16 protein-coding genes and 1 pseudogene are annotated in these 19,399 nt (G+C 61.2%); 12 read left to right on the top strand and 5 right to left on the bottom strand.

The window, feature by feature from the left end:
• From ABF821_RS13660 to ABF821_RS13625, 8 genes and pseudogenes are all read left to right on the top strand, one after another.
• Nucleotides 1-175: pseudogene (locus tag ABF821_RS13660) on the top strand (conjugal transfer protein); the annotation flags it as partial.
• A gap of 13 nt (nt 176-188) precedes the next feature.
• Nucleotides 189-2,621 carry a conjugal transfer protein TrbE gene (gene trbE / locus ABF821_RS13655; RefSeq protein WP_415530381.1) on the top strand — a complete coding sequence of 811 codons (2,433 nt, stop codon included), beginning with the start codon at nt 189-191 and terminating at the stop codon, nt 2,619-2,621.
• A complete protein-coding gene (gene trbJ, locus ABF821_RS13650; RefSeq protein ID WP_415530380.1) occupies nt 2,618-3,391 on the top strand; it encodes a P-type conjugative transfer protein TrbJ in 774 nt (257 codons plus the stop codon). Before trbE ends, trbJ begins: the two co-directional genes overlap by 4 nt.
• Nucleotides 3,392-3,396: 5 nt before the next feature.
• Nucleotides 3,397-4,809, top strand: a complete 1,413-nt coding sequence (trbL, locus tag ABF821_RS13645; RefSeq protein WP_415530379.1) for a P-type conjugative transfer protein TrbL — start codon at nt 3,397-3,399, stop codon at nt 4,807-4,809.
• Between the two features lie 5 nt (nt 4,810-4,814).
• Entirely contained in the window at nt 4,815-5,498 is a 684-nt protein-coding gene (trbF, locus tag ABF821_RS13640) for a conjugal transfer protein TrbF (protein ID WP_415530378.1), read from the top strand.
• Nucleotides 5,495-6,499, top strand: a complete 1,005-nt coding sequence (trbG, locus tag ABF821_RS13635; RefSeq protein ID WP_415530377.1) for a P-type conjugative transfer protein TrbG — start codon at nt 5,495-5,497, stop codon at nt 6,497-6,499. Before trbF ends, trbG begins: the two co-directional genes overlap by 4 nt.
• Nucleotides 6,496-7,689: a TrbI/VirB10 family protein gene (locus tag ABF821_RS13630; protein ID WP_415530376.1), complete on the top strand. Its 1,194-nt coding sequence runs from the start codon at nt 6,496-6,498 to the stop codon at nt 7,687-7,689. Before trbG ends, ABF821_RS13630 begins: the two co-directional genes overlap by 4 nt.
• Nucleotides 7,686-7,919 (top strand): DUF2274 domain-containing protein, encoded by a 234-nt coding sequence (locus ABF821_RS13625; RefSeq protein WP_415530375.1) that lies wholly within the window; start codon nt 7,686-7,688, stop codon nt 7,917-7,919. The genes ABF821_RS13630 and ABF821_RS13625 overlap by 4 nt, the downstream gene beginning before the upstream one ends.
• Nucleotides 7,920-7,921: 2 nt before the next feature.
• Here ABF821_RS13625 and ABF821_RS13620 read toward each other — a convergent pair whose 3' ends face one another.
• The 4 genes from ABF821_RS13620 to ABF821_RS13605 all read right to left on the bottom strand — a co-directional run bounded on the left by ABF821_RS13620 (nt 7,922) and on the right by ABF821_RS13605 (nt 14,596).
• A complete protein-coding gene (locus tag ABF821_RS13620) occupies nt 7,922-8,842 on the bottom strand; it encodes a LysR family transcriptional regulator (protein WP_255031412.1) in 921 nt (306 codons plus the stop codon).
• A 6-nt stretch (nt 8,843-8,848) separates the two neighbouring features.
• Nucleotides 8,849-11,914, bottom strand: coding sequence for an efflux RND transporter permease subunit (locus tag ABF821_RS13615; RefSeq protein WP_415530374.1), 3,066 nt, complete (start codon nt 11,912-11,914; stop codon nt 8,849-8,851).
• On the bottom strand, nt 11,911-12,981 hold the full coding sequence (locus ABF821_RS13610; RefSeq protein ID WP_415530373.1) for an efflux RND transporter periplasmic adaptor subunit: 1,071 nt from the start codon (nt 12,979-12,981) through the stop codon (nt 11,911-11,913). The genes ABF821_RS13615 and ABF821_RS13610 overlap by 4 nt, the downstream gene beginning before the upstream one ends.
• A gap of 94 nt (nt 12,982-13,075) precedes the next feature.
• A complete protein-coding gene (locus ABF821_RS13605; protein WP_415530372.1) occupies nt 13,076-14,596 on the bottom strand; it encodes an efflux transporter outer membrane subunit in 1,521 nt (506 codons plus the stop codon).
• 118 nt (nt 14,597-14,714) lie between these two features.
• Here ABF821_RS13605 and ABF821_RS13600 point away from each other — a divergent pair, with 118 nt between their 5' ends.
• Nucleotides 14,715-15,113 carry an ArsR/SmtB family transcription factor gene (locus ABF821_RS13600; RefSeq protein ID WP_415530371.1) on the top strand — a complete coding sequence of 133 codons (399 nt, stop codon included), beginning with the start codon at nt 14,715-14,717 and terminating at the stop codon, nt 15,111-15,113.
• A 27-nt stretch (nt 15,114-15,140) separates the two neighbouring features.
• On the opposite strand, the gene ABF821_RS13595 is transcribed toward ABF821_RS13600, so the two are convergent.
• On the bottom strand, nt 15,141-15,863 hold the full coding sequence (locus tag ABF821_RS13595) for a DsbA family oxidoreductase (RefSeq protein WP_415530370.1): 723 nt from the start codon (nt 15,861-15,863) through the stop codon (nt 15,141-15,143).
• 91 nt (nt 15,864-15,954) lie between these two features.
• On the opposite strand from ABF821_RS13595, the gene ABF821_RS13590 reads away from it, so the two are divergent.
• The 3 genes from ABF821_RS13590 to ABF821_RS13580 all read left to right on the top strand — a co-directional run bounded on the left by ABF821_RS13590 (nt 15,955) and on the right by ABF821_RS13580 (nt 18,911).
• Nucleotides 15,955-16,623, top strand: coding sequence for an alpha/beta hydrolase (locus ABF821_RS13590; RefSeq protein ID WP_415530369.1), 669 nt, complete (start codon nt 15,955-15,957; stop codon nt 16,621-16,623).
• Between the two features lie 330 nt (nt 16,624-16,953).
• Entirely contained in the window at nt 16,954-17,499 is a 546-nt protein-coding gene (locus ABF821_RS13585) for a hypothetical protein (RefSeq protein WP_415530368.1), read from the top strand.
• Nucleotides 17,487-18,911 carry an ImmA/IrrE family metallo-endopeptidase gene (locus tag ABF821_RS13580; protein ID WP_415530367.1) on the top strand — a complete coding sequence of 475 codons (1,425 nt, stop codon included), beginning with the start codon at nt 17,487-17,489 and terminating at the stop codon, nt 18,909-18,911. The genes ABF821_RS13585 and ABF821_RS13580 overlap by 13 nt, the downstream gene beginning before the upstream one ends.
• Nucleotides 18,912-19,399: the final 488 nt, after the last annotated feature.

The following is a 19,399-nucleotide window of genomic DNA, read 5'->3' as shown; positions in this document are numbered from 1 at the left end:
CATCGCCAACGGCACGCTGGCGGCAGCGATCGCGCTGGGCCTGCGGCTGTGGCTGGTCGGCGCCGTGTTCTGGATCGTGGGGCATGGGCTCGCGGTCTGGGGCGCGAAGCGCGACCCTTTCTTCATTGAGGTGGGGCGGCGGCATCTTCGCTACCCCGCCTGGCTTCGGGCATAGAGAGGGCAGGGCAATGATGTCCCTTGGCGAATATCGCAGCCGTGCCGCCCTCCTGTCGGATTTTCTGCCCTGGGCCGCGCTCGTGGAGAAAGGCGTCGTCCTGAACAAGGACGGTTCGTTCCAGCGCACGGCAAAGATACGCGGCCCCGATCTGGACAGTGCGACACCTGCCGAACTGGTGGGCGTGACAGGCCGGCTGAACAATGCACTCCGTCGCCTTGGCTCCGGCTGGGCGGTGTTCGTGGAAGCGCAGCGCGTCCCGGCGACACTCTATCCTGACGGTGACTTTCCCGACGCAGCCAGCCAGATGGTCGACCTGGAACGCCGGGAGCAGTTCGAGGATGAGGGCGCGCATTTCGAGAGCCGGTATTTCCTTACATTGGTCTGGCTGCCGCCAGCGGAATCTTCGGGCCGCGCCGAGCGTTTTCTCTATGAGGGTAGAGAACGCGACGGGCCGGACCCGCATGGCATATTGAATTCCTTCATCGATCGCTCCGACCGGCTTCTGGCTCTGCTCGGCGGATTCATGCCCGAGGCTACGTGGCTGGATGACGGCGAGACCCTGACCTACCTGCATTCGACGATTTCCACTCGGAACCAGCGCGTCAGGGTGCCCGAGATCCCGATGCACCTGGACGCCTTACTGGTGGACCAACCGCTGTCGGGCGGTTTGGAGCCGAAACTCGGTGACGCGTATCTGAAAACCCTGACGATCACTGGCTTCCCGTCGCGGACCTTTCCCGGAATCCTAGATGACCTGAACCGGCTGGCGATGCCCTATCGCTGGTCCACCCGTGCCATCCTGCTGGACAAGACCGATGCCACGAAGGTGCTGACCAAGATCCGGCGGCAATGGTTTGCAAAGCGCAAGAGCATTGCAGCCATTGTCCGGGAGGTGATGACCAACGAGGCCTCGGTCCTCGTGGACAATGACGCCGCCAACAAGGCGGTCGATGCCGATCTTGCCTTGCAGTCCCTTGGTGCTGATGATGTCGGACAGGCTTACATCACCGCCACGGTCACGGTGTGGGACGGCAGCGCCAGCATAGCGGCGGAAAAACTTCGCCTCGTGGAAAAGATCATTCAGGGCCGTGACTTCACCTGCATGGCGGAAAGCCTGAACGCGGTGGAGGCGTGGCTGGGATCTCTGCCGGGGCATGTCTACGCCAATGTGCGTCAGCCCCCGATCTCGACACTGAATCTGGCACATATGATCCCGCTCTCCGCCGTGTGGGCCGGGCCGGAGATGGACGGTCATTTCAGGGCAGCCCCGCTTTTCTATGGCAAAACGGCGGGAGCCACACCGTTTCGTTTCTCGCTCCATGTCGGAGATGTCGGCCACACGCTGATCGCGGGGCCAACAGGCGCGGGCAAATCTGTCCTGCTGGCGCTGGTGGCGCTCCAGTTTCGCCGTTACGCCGGATCGCAGATTTTTGCCTTTGATTTTGGCGGCTCGATGCGGGCGGCGACGATTGCAATGGGCGGTGACTGGCACGATCTCGGCGGCGGGCTGATGGACGAGGGCGATGGGCATTCCGCCGTTTCCCTCCAGCCCCTGGCGCGGATTGATGATCCCGACGAACGCAAGTGGGCCAGTGAGTGGCTGGGGCAGATCCTTGTCGGCGAGGGCGTGGCGCTTGCGCCGGAGGTCAAAGCCCATCTTTGGTCGGCGCTGAATTCCCTTGCGTCGTCTCCCTTGCAGGAGCGAACGCTGTCCGGGCTGATAGCGCTCATCCAGTCTAATGCCCTGAAGCAGGCGCTGGCACCCTATTGTCTGGGTGGTCCCTATGGCCGCCTGCTCGACGCTGATAGCGAGCGCGTAGGTAACGCCGACGTCGTGGTGTTCGAAACCGAAGGTCTGATCGGCTCGGGCGCTGCATCATCCGTGCTGTCCTATCTGTTCCATCGGATCGAAGGCCGACTGGACGGCCGGCCGACGCTGCTGGTCATCGACGAAGGCTGGCTGGTGCTGGATGACGGAGATTTTGCCGGTCAGCTCCGGGAATGGCTGAAAACCCTGCGCAAGAAGAACGCCAGCGTCATCTTCGCCACGCAGTCCCTGTCCGACATTGCCAATTCGCCGATCGCCCCGGCAGTAGTGGAAAGCTGCCCGACACGGATATTCCTACCCAACGAGCGCGCCATCGAGCCGCAGATCATGGCGCTCTACCGCGATTTCGGACTGAACGACCGGCAGATCGCCATTATCGCCCGTGCTGCGTCGAAGCGAGAGTATTACTGTCAGACGCAACGCGGCAATCGCCTGTTCGAACTGGGGCTCGGTCCTGTTGCCCTGGCGCTGTGCGCGGCATCCGGCAAGGACGATCACCGGCTGATCGACAGTGTGCTGGCGGAACACGGACGTGGTGGCTTTCTCCCGGCCTGGCTCGAAGCACGCGGCGTTGCGTGGGCCGCTGACCTTCTGCGGGAAGGGGACGTGTCATGATGGAAAAACTTTTCCATATCCGGGTAAAATATTTCCGTCCCGGACGTGTGGCGGTCCTTGGAGCTGCCCTGGGGTTTATCGCGCCAATCGTGCCTGCTCACGCGCAATGGGCGGTCTACGATGGGGCCGCGCATGTCCAGACCGTGCTGATCGCAGCGCGGGAATTGCAGCAGATTGATAACCAGATCACCTCTCTCGCCAATCAGGCGCAGATGCTGGTTAACCAGGGTCGCAATCTGGCGAGCCTGCCGCTTTCGACATTGTCATCGCTGCAATCGACGATTTCCCAGACGACGGCATTGCTCGCACAGGCGCAGAATATCGCCTACAGCGTCCAGTCCGTCGAGCAGCAGTACCAGCAGGTCTACACATCCGTCACGTCGGGCATGTCCGATAGCGCCCTGTTCAGCCAGGCACAGACACGCTGGCAGAATTCCGTGGGCGGGTTCGAGGATGCCCTGAAATTGCAGGCTCGGGTAGTAGGAAACATCCCGAGCGACAGTTCGGCCATGACGCAACTGGTTTCGGCCAGCCAGACATCGACCGGGGCGTTGCAGGCGGCGCAGGCGGGAAACCAGCTTCTGGCGCTACAGTCCCGCCAATTGTCCGACATTCAGGCCGAACTTGCTGCCAATGGCCGCGCCACAGCCCTGCAACAGGCGCGTGATGCGGCCACGGAAGCAGAAAGTGAAGGCCAGTATCAGCATTTTTCCCAGCATGACGCCTATGTGCCGGGCACGGTGTCGATGTTCGGCAGCAGCGGGAACTGACCGCCATGGCGATGGGCAATGTGGGCGTTATCGACACCTTCCTGAATACCTTCACCACCACCATCGACAGCGGCTTCGGTCTGGTGAAGGGGAATGTGATCTCACTGGCCGGAACACTGTCCGTGCTGGATATGGCGCTGGCTGGCCTGTTCTGGGCCTGGGCGGCGGATGAGGACATCATCCAGCGGCTGGTGAAGAAGACGCTGTATATCGGCTTCTTTTCCTTCTTGATCAGCAATTTTTCCAGTCTGTCGAAGACTGTCTTTGACAGTTTTGCGGCCCTTGGCCTGAAAGCCGGTGGCGGCAGTCTGGCACTCGGAGACTTCCTGCGGCCCGGCCGTCTTGCGTCCACGGGCTTCGATGCGGCGCAGCCGCTTCTGGACTCTGTTCACAATCTCCTCGGTCCTGTCGCCTTCTTTACGAATTTCATCCAGATCTTCGTGCTCTGTCTGTCATGGCTGATCGTGCTGGCGGCGTTTTTCATTCTGGCCGTGCAGCTTTTCGTGGCGCTGATCGAGTTCAAGCTGACCACGCTGGCAGGCTTTGTGCTGATTCCCTTCGCCCTGTTTAACCGCACCGCCTTCCTCGCGGAGAAGGTGCTGGGCAATGTCGTCTCCTCGGGTGTGAAGATCATGGTGCTGGCGGTCATTTCCGCCATCGCGTCGGTTCTGTTCGCCCAGTTCTCAACCTCCTACGGCAGCGACGTTCCCACGATCGGGCAGTCCGTCTCGGTGGTGCTGGCCTCGCTTGCAATTGTCGGCCTGTCCATTTTTGGCGGCAGCATCGCCAACGGGCTGATTTCCGGTGCGCCCCAGCTTGGCGCGGGAGCGGCTGTTGGCACCGGCATGGCGGTGGGCGCCATGGGCGCTGCTGCTGCGGCCGGTGTCGGGGCTGTTGCTTCTGGTGGTGCCGCAGCCCTTGGCGCCACGGCTGCCGCCGCGCGGGGAGGGGCCGCGATCGCCGGGGCAGCCACATCCGCCTATTCGGCCGGAGCCGCAGGCGCCTCTGGCGGCGCGGGCAGCATGGCCGCCGGGATCGGAGGCATGGGCCGGGCCGTCGGCGGGAATGTCGCGAATGCCGTCAAAGGAGCGGCCTCACGTGTCGGTTCATCCCTCAAAGAAAACTACGCAGCCGGCGGCCGCTGGGCCGCGCGCGGGATGGGGGAGGGAGGCGAAGGCGGCGAAGGCGGAGCCGGGGATAACGGACCGGCACCTTCTGGAGGCGGTGGCCCGGCTGGAGGAGGTGATGGCGGTGGAAACGGCGGTCCTTCTGGTGGCGGTTCCGGCGAGCCGCCCCGCTGGGCTCAGAAGATGAAGCGCCGTAACGCCGCCGCCCATGCTGCCGAGGCCGCGCATGTCATTCGCTCCGCCGACGGCGGGGGCGGATCTTCCTCAATCGATCTGTCAGAAAAGGAATGAGGACGATGTTCCGTCGCTCCACCACCCGCTACGGGACCACGCCCGAACCCGTGACCCCGTACCAGAAAGCGGCCCAGATTTGGGATGAACGCATCGGCTCCGCCCGCGTGCAGGCCCGCAACTGGCGGCTGATGACGTTCGGCTCCCTGTTTCTGTCCGCAGGCCTTGGCGTAGGGCTGGTTTGGCAGTCCGCGCGTGGCACCATCACCCCGTGGGTGGTGCAGGTGGACCGGCTGGGCCAGGCGCAGGTCGTGGCCCCCGCGACAGCGGGCTATATGCCCACCGATCCGCAGATCGCCTGGTATCTGGCGCAGTTCGTCCACGACGTGCGCGCCCTGTCATCCGATCCCGTGGTGGTCCGGCAGAACTGGCTGCGGTCCTATGATTTCACCACCACGTCGGGCGCGCAGGCGCTGAACGATTATGCCCGCCTCAATGATCCGTTCTCGCGGATCGGGCATGAGCAGGTCGAGGTGGACATCGCCTCCGTGATCCGGGCCTCGCCCGGCAGTTTCCGTGTGGCCTGGACCGAGCGTCATTACCGCGACGGGGCGTTCACCGGCACCGAGCGCTGGACCGCCATTGTGTCGGTCGTTCTGCGTACACCACGCGATGCCGATCACCTGCGGAAAAACCCCCTCGGAATTTACGTCTCCGCCATCAACTGGTCGAAGGAACTGGGCCAATGATCCGTCGCGCTCTTCGTGTCCTGCCGTTGCTTGTCCTGCCCCTGGCCGGATGTGCGCAGCACTACCATCCGCCTGTTATCCGCTACGATGACGCTGTTCAGGCCACGCGCCTGCCGGACCCACCGAAACCGGTGCGGGTGGTTGAAGTCCCCCGACCGCTTGCCTTGCCGGGACAGCTCAAGCCGCTGCCCTCACGACACGTCACAACACATCCGGCCCCCGAAGTCGCCGACCCGACCGCGCGTGTGACCCAGGCCAATCTGGCGGCGCGCATCCAGCCCACGCGGGCCGGGTTCATCAATGCGGTGCAGGTCTATCCCTACAGTCCGGGAGCGCTTTATCAGGTCTATGCCTCGCCCGGCGAGATCACCGACATCATGCTCCAGCAGGGTGAGAAGCTGGTGGGCACCGGTCCCGTGGCGGCAGGAGATACCGTACGCTGGATTATCGGCGATACCGAGAGCGGGGCAGGGACGACAAAACGCATTCATATCCTGGTCAAGCCGACCCGGCCGGACCTCACCACCAATCTGATCGTCAACACGGATCGGCGCACCTATCTCGCCGAACTGCGTTCTACCCCCGCCACCTATATGGCATCGGTCTCGTGGGACTATCCCGAAGATGACCTGATCGCCCTGCACCGGCAGGATAGTGCGGCAGAGGACAAAGCACCCGTTGAAACGGGTCTCAATCTCGACGCCCTGAATTTTCGTTACGCCATTCAGCCGGTGAAAGGCGGAACACCGCCCTGGCTTCCGAGCCGCGCCTTCGATGACGGTCATAAGGTCTATATCGCCTTTCCGGCTGGGATCGGGCAGGGGGAACTGCCGCCTCTATTCGTGCTGGGAGCCGATGGTGGCCCGGAACTGGTCAATTACCGGGTGCGGCAGAACTGGATGATCGTCGATCGCCTGTTTGCCGCCGCCGAACTGCGGCTGGGTGACAAGCAGTCCGAGCAGCGTGTGCGCATTGTTCGAACCGATGGCAGGAAGTCATGACCGGGCAAGCGCCGACAGTGGACGAAAATCCAGCGGCTCCCGCCACAGGGGGAAATCCCGCATCACCGCCGCCCGATCTGCGCCTGCGGGCGGAACGGCCACGTGTGGTCCGCCTCAGTCGCACCGTGGTCTGGTCGCTCGGTGGCGTGGGCATGATTGCGGTGGCGTTTGCTCTGGGCTACGCGCTGGAGAACAGCAGCCACAAAGCGCCACCGACCGCCAGCCAGGATACGGATGTGCGCCCGTCCGCCGATGGGCTGGCGGGGCTGCCCTCAGACTATGTCGGCAGCGGCGTGCCGAAGCTCGGTCCAGCGCTGCCCGGTGATCTCGGGCACACCATCCTGAAAGCACAGGAGCAGGGAAAAGTCGCATCCGGTGGGGAGGACCACCGGGCCGCGCAGGAGGTGGAGGCTGCAATCGCCAGCAAATTGTTCGTGCAGACAGGGGAGCGCGACCGTGTCAGCCAACAGGCGACCTCGCCCGCGCCGGGCGCTCCTGTCTCTCAGGGGTCAGCAGCCCCTGCGAACGACCCACAGTCTGGCAACCGAGCTTTTCTGGCCGGCCAGCCTGACCGCGCGACGATCAGCCCCGATCGCATTGTGCCACCCGCCTCACCTTATATCCTCCAGGCGGGCACCGTGATCGCGGGTGCGCTGAACACGAAGATCAGCTCCGACCTGCCGGGGCAGATCGTGGGGCATGTCACCCAGAACGTCTATGACAGCCCGACCGGCCGTTATCTCCTGATCCCGCAGGGCAGCACACTGTTCGGGGCCTATAACAGCAGCGTCTCCTTCGGACAGCAGCGGACCCAGATTATCTGGACGCGCCTGATCTTCCCCGATGGCGAGAGCCTCGTGCTGGAGAAACTGCCGGTCGCGGACGCTATCGGCCAGTCCGGGTTGTCCGACGAGGTCGACAATCATTGGGGCCAGCTTTTCAAAGCCGCCCTGGTGACGACCCTGCTCAGCGTGGGGTCAGAGGCGGGTACCAGCCAGAGCGAAAACAATCTCGCCCAGGCCGTCCGTTCCGGTGCCAGCAACGGCTTCTCCATGGTCGGCAACCGCCTGATCGATCGCAGCCTGAAGGTGCAGCCGACGCTTACCGACCGGCCGGGGCTGCCGTTCACAGTCATTCTCAGTCGCGATCTGTTGCTCAAACCCTATCAGAATGGAGGAAATCCAAAATGACAGAGCTGAAGATCACGGAAATCCCCGACGAGAAACCGGTGAAAATGACCGTGGCGTTACCTCCCGATATCCATCGCGATCTGCTTGCCTATGCGGCACTTTTTTCCGGCAACGATGGGACGATGGACCCGGCCCGGCTGGTCGCACCCATGCTCCGGCAGTTCATGATGTCGGACAAAGGGTTCGCCAGGGCACGGAGGCAGGTAAAAGCAGCACCGCCGAAAAAGTAGTCTCATGTCCACGGACGATGAGCTTCTACATATCGGGCGAAGCTCCGGGCACAGGGATTTTCATTGTCGGGTCGCCAGACAATCCCGAACTCCAGATGGGAGGAACCGCCGGCGTCGCGGATTTCCGTGATCGCGATGTCATGGCCATGCCGATCGCGGATCAGCGGCAGCCATGAGGCGGGAAGCAGGGCGATGCCTTCGTGATTCTGGACGAGCGCGACGATCCTGTTGCTGCCGATATCATGACGCCGGATCTTCGGGCCGATATCTGTCTCCCCGAGCTTGCGCTGGATGAGCGTCTCGAAGTCCTGACCAGCGTTGTCTCGTCCGATCAGGAATATTTCATGACGCAGGTCCGCCCAGGACACTTCCGGTTGTGTCGCGAGAGGATGACCGGTGGGGAGTGCGGCTACGATGCGGTCGCTCCACAGAGGCGTGACCCGTAACGCAGGGACCAGATTGCGGCGGGTGACGACCGCGAAATCGATCTGCCCGTGCTGGAGGCGACGCAAAAGCCTTTTGCCTGTGCCCTCGGAATAACGAAAGACGATATCGGGATATGTGGTGCGGAACTCCGCCGTGAAGGCGGAAAGCCTTCCAGGCAGGACGCAGGTCTGGATGCCGACGGAGATCTGGCCGTTCTCGCCCTTGCCCGTTCGCCGTGCGCGGGCGTTCATGCCGGCCACATTGTCCAGGATCGTCTGGCTCCAGCGGATGAATTCCTGGCCGAACGCAGTTGGTGCGGCACCGACTGGGGAGCGGGTGAACAGCCTGACATCAAGCCGCTCTTCAAGGTTGTGCAGGGACCGGCTGATGGCCGATTGTCGGGTGTTCAGGAAACGCGCCGCGCCGTGGATACTGCCGTGCTCGGCGATCGCCCGCACGCACAGCAGTTGCCACAGATCGAATGGCGGGCGGCGCACGGCCCGTCACACCGTCTTGCTGCGGCGCGGCCTGATGACCGTATAGACCGAGGGCAGCACGAAGAGCGTCATGGTCGTGCCGACGATCATGCCGACGACGATCACCGTGCCCAGTCCGAAGCGGCTGTTGGCTCCGGCGCCCGACGCCATGACCAGCGGCAGCAGCCCCACCACCATCGCGCCGGTGGTCATGATGATCGGCCGGAAACGAATGCCGGCCGCAGTCCTGATCGCCGTCACCCGGTCCAGATGGTCGCGATGCAGAAGCTCGTTGGCGAACTCGACCATCAGGATGCCGTGTTTGCTGACGAGGCCGATCAGCGTGATCAGCCCGATCTCGGTGTAGATATTCAGCGTCGTCACGCCGAGGGCGAGCGGGATCAGGGCGCCAAAGACCGAGAGCGGCACGCTGATCAGGATGATGAGCGGATCGGTAAAACTGTTGTATTGGACAGACAGGACGAGATAGATCGCGATCAGCGCGAATGCGAAGGCAAAGACCAGCGCGTTGCCTTCCTGCACATATTGCCGCGCGTCGGACTGCCAGTCGTAGCTGTAACCGGCCGGAAACTCCGCTGCCCGTGCTTTGAGGAAGGCCACCGCATCGCCCATCGTGGCCCCCTTCGCGAGAATGGCCTGGAACGTGGCGGAGTTCTGCTGGCCGAACTGTGGCAGGCGGTTGGGTTCGACATCGACGCGAATGCTCGCCAGCGCCGACAGGGGCACCTGATGTCCGTCCCTGTCGCGGACGTAGTAGGTTTTCAGCGCGTCGGGGGAGAGGCGCGCCCTTGGCACCGATTGCGGGATCACGTCATAGGAGCGGCCGTAATAGCCGAAACGGTTGACGTAGTTCTCGCCGATCATGGCGTTCAGGGCATCGCCGATCTGCTCCATGCGGATGCCCATGGCGTTCGCCTTCGTCCGGTCGACCGTGACCCGTACCACAGGGTTGTCGAAAGCGAGGTCGCTGTCCACCACTGCGAACAGCCCGCTTTTCTGCGCTTCCTCCCGCAGATGGGAGACGACGCCGAAGACGTTGCGGTAGGAGTCATCACTGCGGATGACCATCTGGACCGGCAGGCCACCGGTCGATCCGGGCAAGGAGGGGAGCTGGAACACGAAGACGCTGGTGCCTTGCAGGCCCGCCACGCGCTGCTGGAGGTCCATCTGGATCTGGTCGGCATTGCGTCGGCGTTCACCCCAGTCGTCGAGATTGACCCCGCCGACGCTGTTGGCGATCCCTTCGATGCCGTTCATCATCCAATGACTGTGCCCTTCCGGGATTTCGTCCATCTTGTCGTAGAGCGCCTGGGCGTAGGTCTCGACATAGTGGAGGTTGGCATATTGCGGCGCCTTCACCGCCGTCAGGACTAGGTCCTGGTCCTCGTTGGGCGCCAGCTCGCTCTGCGAGACATGCAGCATCACCGGGATCAGGAGGAAGATCACGGCGGCCGAGCCGAGGGGGATCCACCGATGGTGCAGCGAGAAATCGAGAACGGCCTCGTAGCGCGCGTTCATGAAGCCGAACACATGCTCCGCCATCCGCTCCATGAAGCCTTCCTTCTCCTTCGCTTTCAGCAGTTTGGCGCTCATGATCGGCGAGAGGGTGAGGGCGACCACGCCGGACACGACAACGGCACCAGCCAGCGTCAGGGCGAATTCCTTGAACAGTGTTCCGGTCAGCCCGCCCATAAAGGCGATGGGGGTATAGACGGCTGTCAGGGTGAAGGTCATCGCGATCACCGGGCCAGCGACCTCGCGCGCGCCGAGCAGGGCGGCGTCGAAGGGCGATTTGCCCTCCTCGATATGGCGGTGGACGTTCTCGATCACCACGATCGCGTCGTCGACCACCAGCCCGATCGACAGCACCATGGCCAGCAGGGTGAGCAGGTTCAGGCTAAAGCCGAAGGTGTACATCAGCCCGACCGCGCCGAGCATCGACAGCGGGATGGTGGCGATCGGCACGATCACCGCCCGCACGGTGCCGAGGGAGAGATAGATCACCAGGATGACGATGAGCAGTGCCTCGATGAAGGTCTCGGTGACTTCGTCGATCGATGCCTGGATGAAATGCGCGGTCTCGTAGGGGACACGGACATCAATCCCCGGTGGCAGTGTGGCCCGGAGTTTGGGCATGATCTGGTTGAGGCGCGCGATGATCGTCAGCGGATTACCCGTCGGGGAGGCTTCGAGACCGATGAAGATCGCGGGTCGCGGCGTTGGTTTGCCGTGAGGCGGGCGCAGCGTGCTGGCCTCGGAACTGGTGTCGGTATTGTCCGGTCCGAGTTCCGCGCGCCCGATATCGCGGACCCGGATGACCCGGCCTCCGACCGAGCGCAGGACCATATCGCGGAATTCCTCGACACTTTTGAGGTCCGTGTTGAGGTTGATGTTGCTGATCGTATAGACGCCCCGGATCCGGCCGGGTGCGGCCTGGAAATTGTTCTGCCGGATGGCCTGGGCGACGTCCGCGCCCGTCATGCCGTTCGCGGCCAGCTTTTCGGGATCGAGCCAGAGCCGCATGGAGAGGCGCTGCTCGCCGAAATAGCTGATCTCCGACACGCCATCGATCCCCGAGAGCATCGGTGCCGCGACGCGGTGAATGTAATCGGAAATCTCGTAGAGTGGCCGCGTCGTGCTGGCAAAGGCGATATAGGCGACGGCGGTGAAGCCGCCCGAGGTGCGTTTGATGACCGGATCATACGCGCCTTCCGGCAGCCGGTATTTGACCGCGTTCACCTTGGACATGACGTCGGTCAGGGCGCGCATGGAATCGTAATTCAGCATCATGCGCACCGTCACCACGCTGAGGCCCTGCGTGGTGGTGGAGGAGAGGTAGTCGATCCCCTCGACGGAGGCGACGGCCTCGCTGATCGGCTGGGTCACGAAACCCTGCATGAGATCGGAGGACGCGCCCGGATAGCGGGTCGTCACCATGATCGTCGAGGTTTCCAGCGTCGGATACTGGCGGGTCGAGATACCGCCCAGCGCGCGGATGCCGAACAGGATGATCAGGATCGTCACGACGATCGCGAGGACAGGCCGCCGAAGGAAGCGATCAGTAAAACTCATTGTGCCAGCTCCCGCAGGCCGGCCAGAGGCAGGGCTTCCGGGATCTCGCGCACCTTCATGCCGGTGACGAGGCGGTTCTGACCGCTGGTGACGACGCGGTCCTCCGGCTTCACCCCGTCGTCGATGACCACCCACCCGTTGCGGCGGTCGCCCGCGCGTACAGCCGTCGCGGTGACGGTGGGGCCATCGGTGGATGGCTGCTCGACGAAAAGCGTCTCTCCGTAGGCGGTATAGGTGACGGCGGTTTCCGGGACCACGAGGTGTGGCGCCACCTTCGCGGCAATGGAGACATGGGCGTAGGTCCCCGGATGCAGGTCGGCTGGCGGCGCGTCGAGAAGGGCCTGAATGGAGAGCGTATGCGAACCGTCGATGCGCGGGTCGATGGTGGTGACCGTGGCGGTGAAATCCTGCCCCGGCGTCGTGTCGAATGTAAGGTGGACGGTCTGCCCGAGCTGCACGCTGGCTGCGTTCTCCTCGGCGAGGATGAAGTTGACCCGCATCCGGGCGTAGGACGTCAGCGTGGCGATGGCATCACCCGGATTCAGATACTGGCCGAGATTGATCTGTCTGATCCCGACGGCGCCGTCGAAGGGCGCGCGGATATGCTTCTGGTCGATCACCGCCTGCACTCTGGCGACATTGCCTTTCGCGGCTTCGAAGCGCGCCGTGGCTGTCTCCAGATCCTCGTGGCTCTCCACCCCGGTGCGGATGAGTGAGCGGGCGCGGGCGAGATCGGCTTCGGCCGCCCGCAGTTCGCCGCTCTGGCGGATCAGCTCGCCCTGTTCCGGTGCGTCATTGAGGACCAGGAGCAATTGGCCTTTTGGGACGGTCGCGCCGGAATCGAAATCCAGTTCAGTGATCCGGCCGGCGATCTCGGGGGAGAGCGTTACCCCCTGGAACGGCTCGACCTGACCGATCGTCTCGATATGGGCGGCGAAAGGGACGGGTCTGACCGGCCAGACGGAGACCGCCGTTGCCGGAGTGTCCGCAGCCCTGCCGGCGGCGGGCAGGGACATCAGCACCGCGAGAGCGGTGGCATGGTGCCAGGGGACGGAGAAGCGTCGCACAGATATCTCCTGAAGTTATTGTTCTACGCGGATATACGTACCTAAAGGGCTGGAAAGTCCGGACATTGGAGGCCGAACGTGCGTCAGATGCCGGTCATCGCGCCGCGAGCCGGACGGATCGCCACTGATCGGGTGTGACATGGGCGTCGGCCAGTCCACCTCCCGTCGCCACCATGATCCGCACCGTCTGACGGAACATCTCGGTCTGTGCCCGCACTGTGTTCTGGCGCGCGAGCAGAACGAGCCGCCGGGCGTTGATCGGCTGAAGGATGGTCTCCCGGCCCGCCTGATACCCGGCTTGGCTCAAGGTCAGCGCATCATCGGCCGAGGTCAGGGCCTGAAGCTGGTTGTCCAGTTCTGTCGAGGCGTTCTTCAGGCCGTTCAGACCATCGGCGACTTCGCGGAAGCCGTTGATCACCACCGACTGGTAGTGATCGAACGCGATCCGGTAATCCTCCTCCGCCTGTTTTTTCCGGGCCATCAGGGTGCCGCCATGGAACAGCGGCAGAGCAGCTCCGCCGATCAGGCGCCACGCCGCGCCGGCGGGGCCGCCCATCAGCCCCTCGGCGGCGACGGCCGCGCTGAGGGTCAGACGCGGATAGAGGTCGGCGGTCCGGACGCCGATTTCGGCATTCGCCGCCCGCATCATGGCTTCGGCGCCGATGATATCCGGGCGGCCATGAACGAGTTCGGATGGCACCACTACAGGGATGTCAGGTGGGAGGCTGAAATCCGCGAGGGTCAAGGTCGGTGCGGTCCAGTTGGCGGGCGAATGCCCGGTCAGGACGGCCTGTGTCGTTCGCGCGGCTTCATGGGCATTGATCAGCGGCGGCAAAAGAGACTGATCGTGCGCCAACTGCGCTTCGGCCGTCACGACATCCAGCCGGGGCCTCCTGCCCGCCCGCCAGGCGAGCGTTGCCAGCCGGAGTGTTTCCCGGTCGGTGTCGATCACGCTGCGGACCACGGCGATCTGGTCTGCTGTCGAGGCCGCTTCGAAGGCGGTCAGGACTGTATCACCAATCACCAGCAGCATTGTCACATCACGGCGCTCCCGTTCGGCATCCTTCTGTGCGCCGGTCATCTGCACGAGCCGATGGTTGCCACCGAAAATATCGGGGTCATAGGAAACGTCGAGGCCGGCCGAATAGGCGGAGAAGGCCGGGAAGGTCCACGCCCAGGGACCGAACAGGGCGGCGCCGTATTCCTGTCGCCCCTCGCTACTGGTGGCGTCGATCTGGGGCATCAGGCTGCCCTGTGCGGCATGGAGTCCCTCAGCCGCCTTGCGCAGGTTGGCCTGGGCCGCCTGGATCGACCAGTTGTTCCGGAGTGCCTCGGTGACGAGGGCATCCAGCCGGGGCGAGCGAAAGAGACGCCACCAGTCGGAACCTGGCTTTCCGGCGGCCTGATGCGGGGAGTTGGCCGAAGCGAGGTTCGCTGTTTCCGATCGGGTTTCGCCGAATGTTGCGGCGTCCGGGAGCGGGGGAGCCTTGTAGGTCGGGCCGACTGTGCAGCCTGTGAGACCCGGCACCAAGGCAACGAGAATCAGCCAGGCCGGGCGTGACGCGGCGGCGATCCGTTTTGGACTGAGGGTATGGAGCGGGAAATTGGGTGGCAAGGCGGCCTCCGGTCGTCATGAACGAGTCTCATTGATACGAATATAGACGTACATACGAATTAAAGACCAGCCTTATTGGGACACAGGCTTACGATGGGGGTTCGGAAGCAGCGTTTTCTTGACCCGCTCCCATGATACGCGTACCAATCCACGCATGATCGCACGCCATCCGAAACGCGAGGATATCCGGCTCGACGCCGTGCTGACGGCATTGGGTAACCCCATCCGCCTGGCTGCGGTGCGAACGATTGCCGTGGGGGGCGAACATCCCTGCTGTGATGTGCTGCCGCAGATTCCGAAATCCACCATGACCCATCACTGGCGCGCGTTACGGGACAGCGGTGTGGTCTGGCAGCGCCATATCGGTCGGGAATACCGTCTTGAGCTGCGGCGCGAGGATCTGGACAGCCGGTTTCCCGGTCTGTTGGACTCCATTCTCGGGCCGCTTGTCAGCGATCCGCTGACGCAGGAGACGATTTCCGAATACGACCGGTCCCGCCAAGGTGCGCCTGCCTGACGGAAGCACAGGCGGGACGGCCTTTGCTCAGGGAGTGCCGGAGCCGGAAGGCGGGATGACGCATCCCGTGCTGTCGCAGGTCATGCCGGTGGTAGGGTTTTCGGATGCCGTTTTGCGTGCCTTCTTCCATGACTGGCGCAGGGCGGCCAGCAATTGTGCTTTCGGCTGCGCACCTGAAAGAGCGTAGGCACCGTCGAAGACAAAGAAGGGCACGCCATGAACGCCCGTCTGTGACGCACGGGTTTCATCGTGCCTGACTGCTTCGGCGAAGTCGGTGCTCGACAGCATGGCGCGCACGGCGTCGCCATCAAGACCGACATCCCGCGCAAGGCCGACAAGTACGTCATGGTCGGCGAGGGGGGAGTTGTCGGTGAAATAGGCCCGGAACAGCCGTTCCGTCATGTCCGCGCCGCGACCGTGCTGCTCGGCAAATTTGGTCAGCCGGTGCGCGTCGAAGGTGTTGGTGTAGCGGACCGAGGCATAGCGCATGTCGAGGCCGCATCGCTCGCCCATGGATGTGATGTGGTCGATCATGGCCTGGGCATCGCTTCGGCTCTTGCCGTATTTCCGCATGATGCGGTCGAGCGTTGTGGTGGTCACTGCCGGACCCGATGACGGATCGAGTTCGAAAGCCCGGAAAACGATCTCGACTTCGCGGGCATGTTCGAATTCGGCCAGAGCGGCTTCGAGAAACCGCTTGCCGATATAACAGTAGGGGCAGGCATAGTCGGACCAGATTTCGAGTTTCATGACAGCCTCCGCATGCTTTATAATATACGATTATACCCGTACCATAGTTTCATCAAGCGTCATGAACGTCGATGAGGAAGGAGAGCAGGGGATGAAGCCGCTGAAAGCGCTGGAGGTTGAAACAGGGCCAAATCCCGTCGCGTCGATCATCCTTGTTCACGGCCTGGGGGCGAGTGGCCGGGATCTGGTGCCCATTGCTCAGGCGCTCGACCTGCGCTCCATCGGCGCGATCCGGTTCATTTTTCCCAACGCGCCCGTCCGACCGGTTTCGGTCTGCGGCGGTGAGCGCATGCCAGCGTGGTATGATCTTCTCGCGCCTGACCTGCTTCTGCGGGAAGATGAGGCCGGGCTCCGTGACGCCCAGGTCTATCTGGCGAGCCTGATCGACCAGGAAGTCGCGCGCGGCATTCCGTCCCGGCGCATCGTGATCGGCGGGTTTTCCCAGGGCTGTGCGATGTCGCTGATGACCGGGTTGCGTTACCCGCTGCCCTTGGCGGGGATCGCCGGTCTGTCCGGCTATCTGCCGCTGGACGGGCAGACGGGAAGGGAGGCAACTGAGGCGAACCGCGCGACGCCGGTCTTTCTGGGGCACGGTGAAGGCGACACGGTCGTGCCGCTGGCGGCGGCCCGCCTCGCACGGGACTGGCTGCGTGCCGAGGGGCATGACGTTGCCTGGCATGTGTATCCGATGGCGCATGAGATCATCGGCAAGGAGATTGCCGATCTCAATGCCTGGTTGGTGGAGCGGCTCCTATCCTGACGACCTTGGGCAAGGGGGAACGTAACGGACCTCAGACCTTTAACGGTTCATCTCGGTTTAAGTGAACGGCAAGGTTGGCAGACCGGATTAATACCGAATTTCCGTCTTTGTCAGTTTTGTTTGGATTAACCGTGTGAGTGAAAGATCGCCTACAGGCGACATGACCAGAAAGCAACCACGCACGGTCAGATGTTCACGACGGTTATGCGCCTTACGCCAACAACCCGGAATCAACGATCTACCAACCACTCGAACACCCGCTTCACACTAGACAACATCCCCAGTGATCAGGTTTAAGTGTCTAAGAACCCAATGGAAGGCTGACAGCACTTGGCTGAAGCAACACGCACCCTTGCCGCATTTGCAGAATTTCGCGCTCAAATCGGTTCTGCCCGAGAACCCAAAGCCGAATTGATTAAAAATGACGATGAAACTATGCTAATGGCTGCTGAAGATGGTCTTACGCAGTTAACAGACGGGCCTATTAGTGGCGATAAGAGCCCAACAGTTACCGCGCCGAAGCTAATCGAGCAAAATGATCTGGAACAGGTGGATCTTTGGGCGGTAAGGGAAGCAGACGTTGTCTATGCAGACGAACAATGTAGCTTTGGTAAAAATTTAGAAACTGGTGTAATAAAACACACAAACTTAACCGGTGGAGCGCCGGCCTTTGCGGGCGGCGAGCTTCTCTTGCTGAAAGACGTTGTTGTCGTGAATGGCCAATCAGGTCGCTATCATCCGAGATCTGCGGACGAAATGTATGCGGTCGCATTGGCCTTTGCGAACTCTGGATATCATGTTTGGTCAATGGGGTATGACACCGAGGCCGACTATCCTTATCCGTTTATCGGAGTGCTGCCACAATGCGTAGCATAATCGAAGAAAATAACGAATCTGTTTTGCGATTTGTGTTTGGTGATAATAGCAATGGAAAGACCGCAGAGGAACGGGCGCGTTCTTCTGATCGGAAATTTGTTCGAAGCCAAGCGCAGATTACCGTCGCGACCCCTCGCGCAACTGGTCGAGTGTTGACCGCTTCCGAAGCACTGAACGTCTTTGGTTTTGAAGTCTTGTTTCAAATCTGCAGCAATGGTTCTTTCCCGCTGCTAAGCACCTCTGTTGAGCCAGCTAAGACGCTTCGAGATAGAAGAGAACAATTTAATCTTCCTATTGAACGACTGGCCAAAGCGGTTGGTATTTCTTCTGATCGTCTAGAAACTATTGAATCACCCGGGCACGTGTCTCCTGTTCGTGATCTTGAACGGGTTGCTCAAGCTTTGGCGTTAGACGAACGGATACTTGGATACCAGCCAGAAGCTCGCGGCGATAAAGCGCTAGGGGTGCGACTTCGTGAACTTTCGGATACGAAAGATAGCACTCATTTTTCTATATCTTCTGTAATTGGTCTTTCGGAAGCCGCTTGGGTAATTGAGAGGCAATTAGCTCTATCAGAACAACTCGGCTATGAGGTATTTTCACGGTCTGAGTTCGGCTTTAATCCAGACTCCAATTATGCATACCCAACATACAGACAAGGTTATCGGCTTGCACAACGAGCTAGGCAAGTGTTGGAGCTGGGCGATGACACCCCTGTCGAGAGTTTAAGGGCATTGGTGGAAGAGCGGTTGGGACTGCCTCTCATTCAGCAAGAACTAGAAGAAAGGTTTGCTGGAGCAACCCTTTCTAATGGTAATTGTCGCGGGATCGTTATAAATGAAAAAGGTAAAAATCAGAACGTATGGGTAAGGAGAATGACACTTTGTCATGAACTTGGCCATTTACTTTGGGATCCAGATCAGCGTTTGAATAAGCTTATAGTTGATGACTATAATATCGTCGAGGGTATAGGCGTAACACAGCGAGATGTAGTTGAAATCAGAGCAAATGCCTTTGCGATTTCATTTCTCGCACCACCGTCTGCAATAAAAGAAATCGCGTTTCGTCAAGTTGATCATGAAACAATATTGTCTGATATCGTAGAGACTTATGGAATAAGTGCAACGGCGGCTAAGTGGCACGCAGGTAATGTTTCCGGCATTGATTTTTCTTCTGTTCCAACCCGTAACCTCCCATCTCCATCAGATGACTGGATCGCAAGAGAAAATCTTACTGTGGATTATTTTCCCATTCAAAGCACTCCGATTTCACGGCGAGGTCAATTCGCGTTACTGGTTGTTAAAGCCCTTAGGTCAAATCTGATATCTAATGATACGGCGAGTATGTATTTGAGATGTTCCAAAGAGGAATCCGAACAGAGTTCGGAGGTTATTTTGAATCTTCTTCAATAGTGGTTTTCATATTAACCCGTCTCAGTTCTCATTGTGCTCAAGAGTATCTTGATGCGGGGCGGCCACTATTCCGTAAATGAAAGGGCACGACAAACTCCGTCACCGGGGCAGCACACTGGCATTGGGGAAAATGACCGGTTCCGGCGAGAGTATGCTGTTCATAATAGCCTGCAAATAGATATATCTTACCTGCTGACGTTACCGGGTCATTACAGGGATCTCTATCGCCGTGGATCACGAGCGTGGGCACACGAATGACTGGGGCGTGTGAGGCTTAAGCGGGCATGGCTCTGAATAAAGAAGCCCTCTGTTTGATGAGGGCAGGAGTTTATTAATTTTAGTAAGGGATCAGGTGTGGGCATAAAAAAGTGTATTGAAGCAGTGTGTTAGTTCCACTTCGTTCTCAACTTGCTTTTTCCACAATTTGAGAACCAATCCTGCCCCCGCAATACCCGATACCGACACTCCCGAAGCCCTGGCTCCGGGAG

The organism is Gluconacetobacter sp. (genome assembly GCF_047721585.1).
GTDB lineage: Bacteria > Pseudomonadota > Alphaproteobacteria > Acetobacterales > Acetobacteraceae > Gluconacetobacter > Gluconacetobacter dulcium.
The sequence above is the reverse complement of the archived record's forward strand: the minus strand, read 5'-3'. Positions and strand labels throughout refer to the sequence as shown.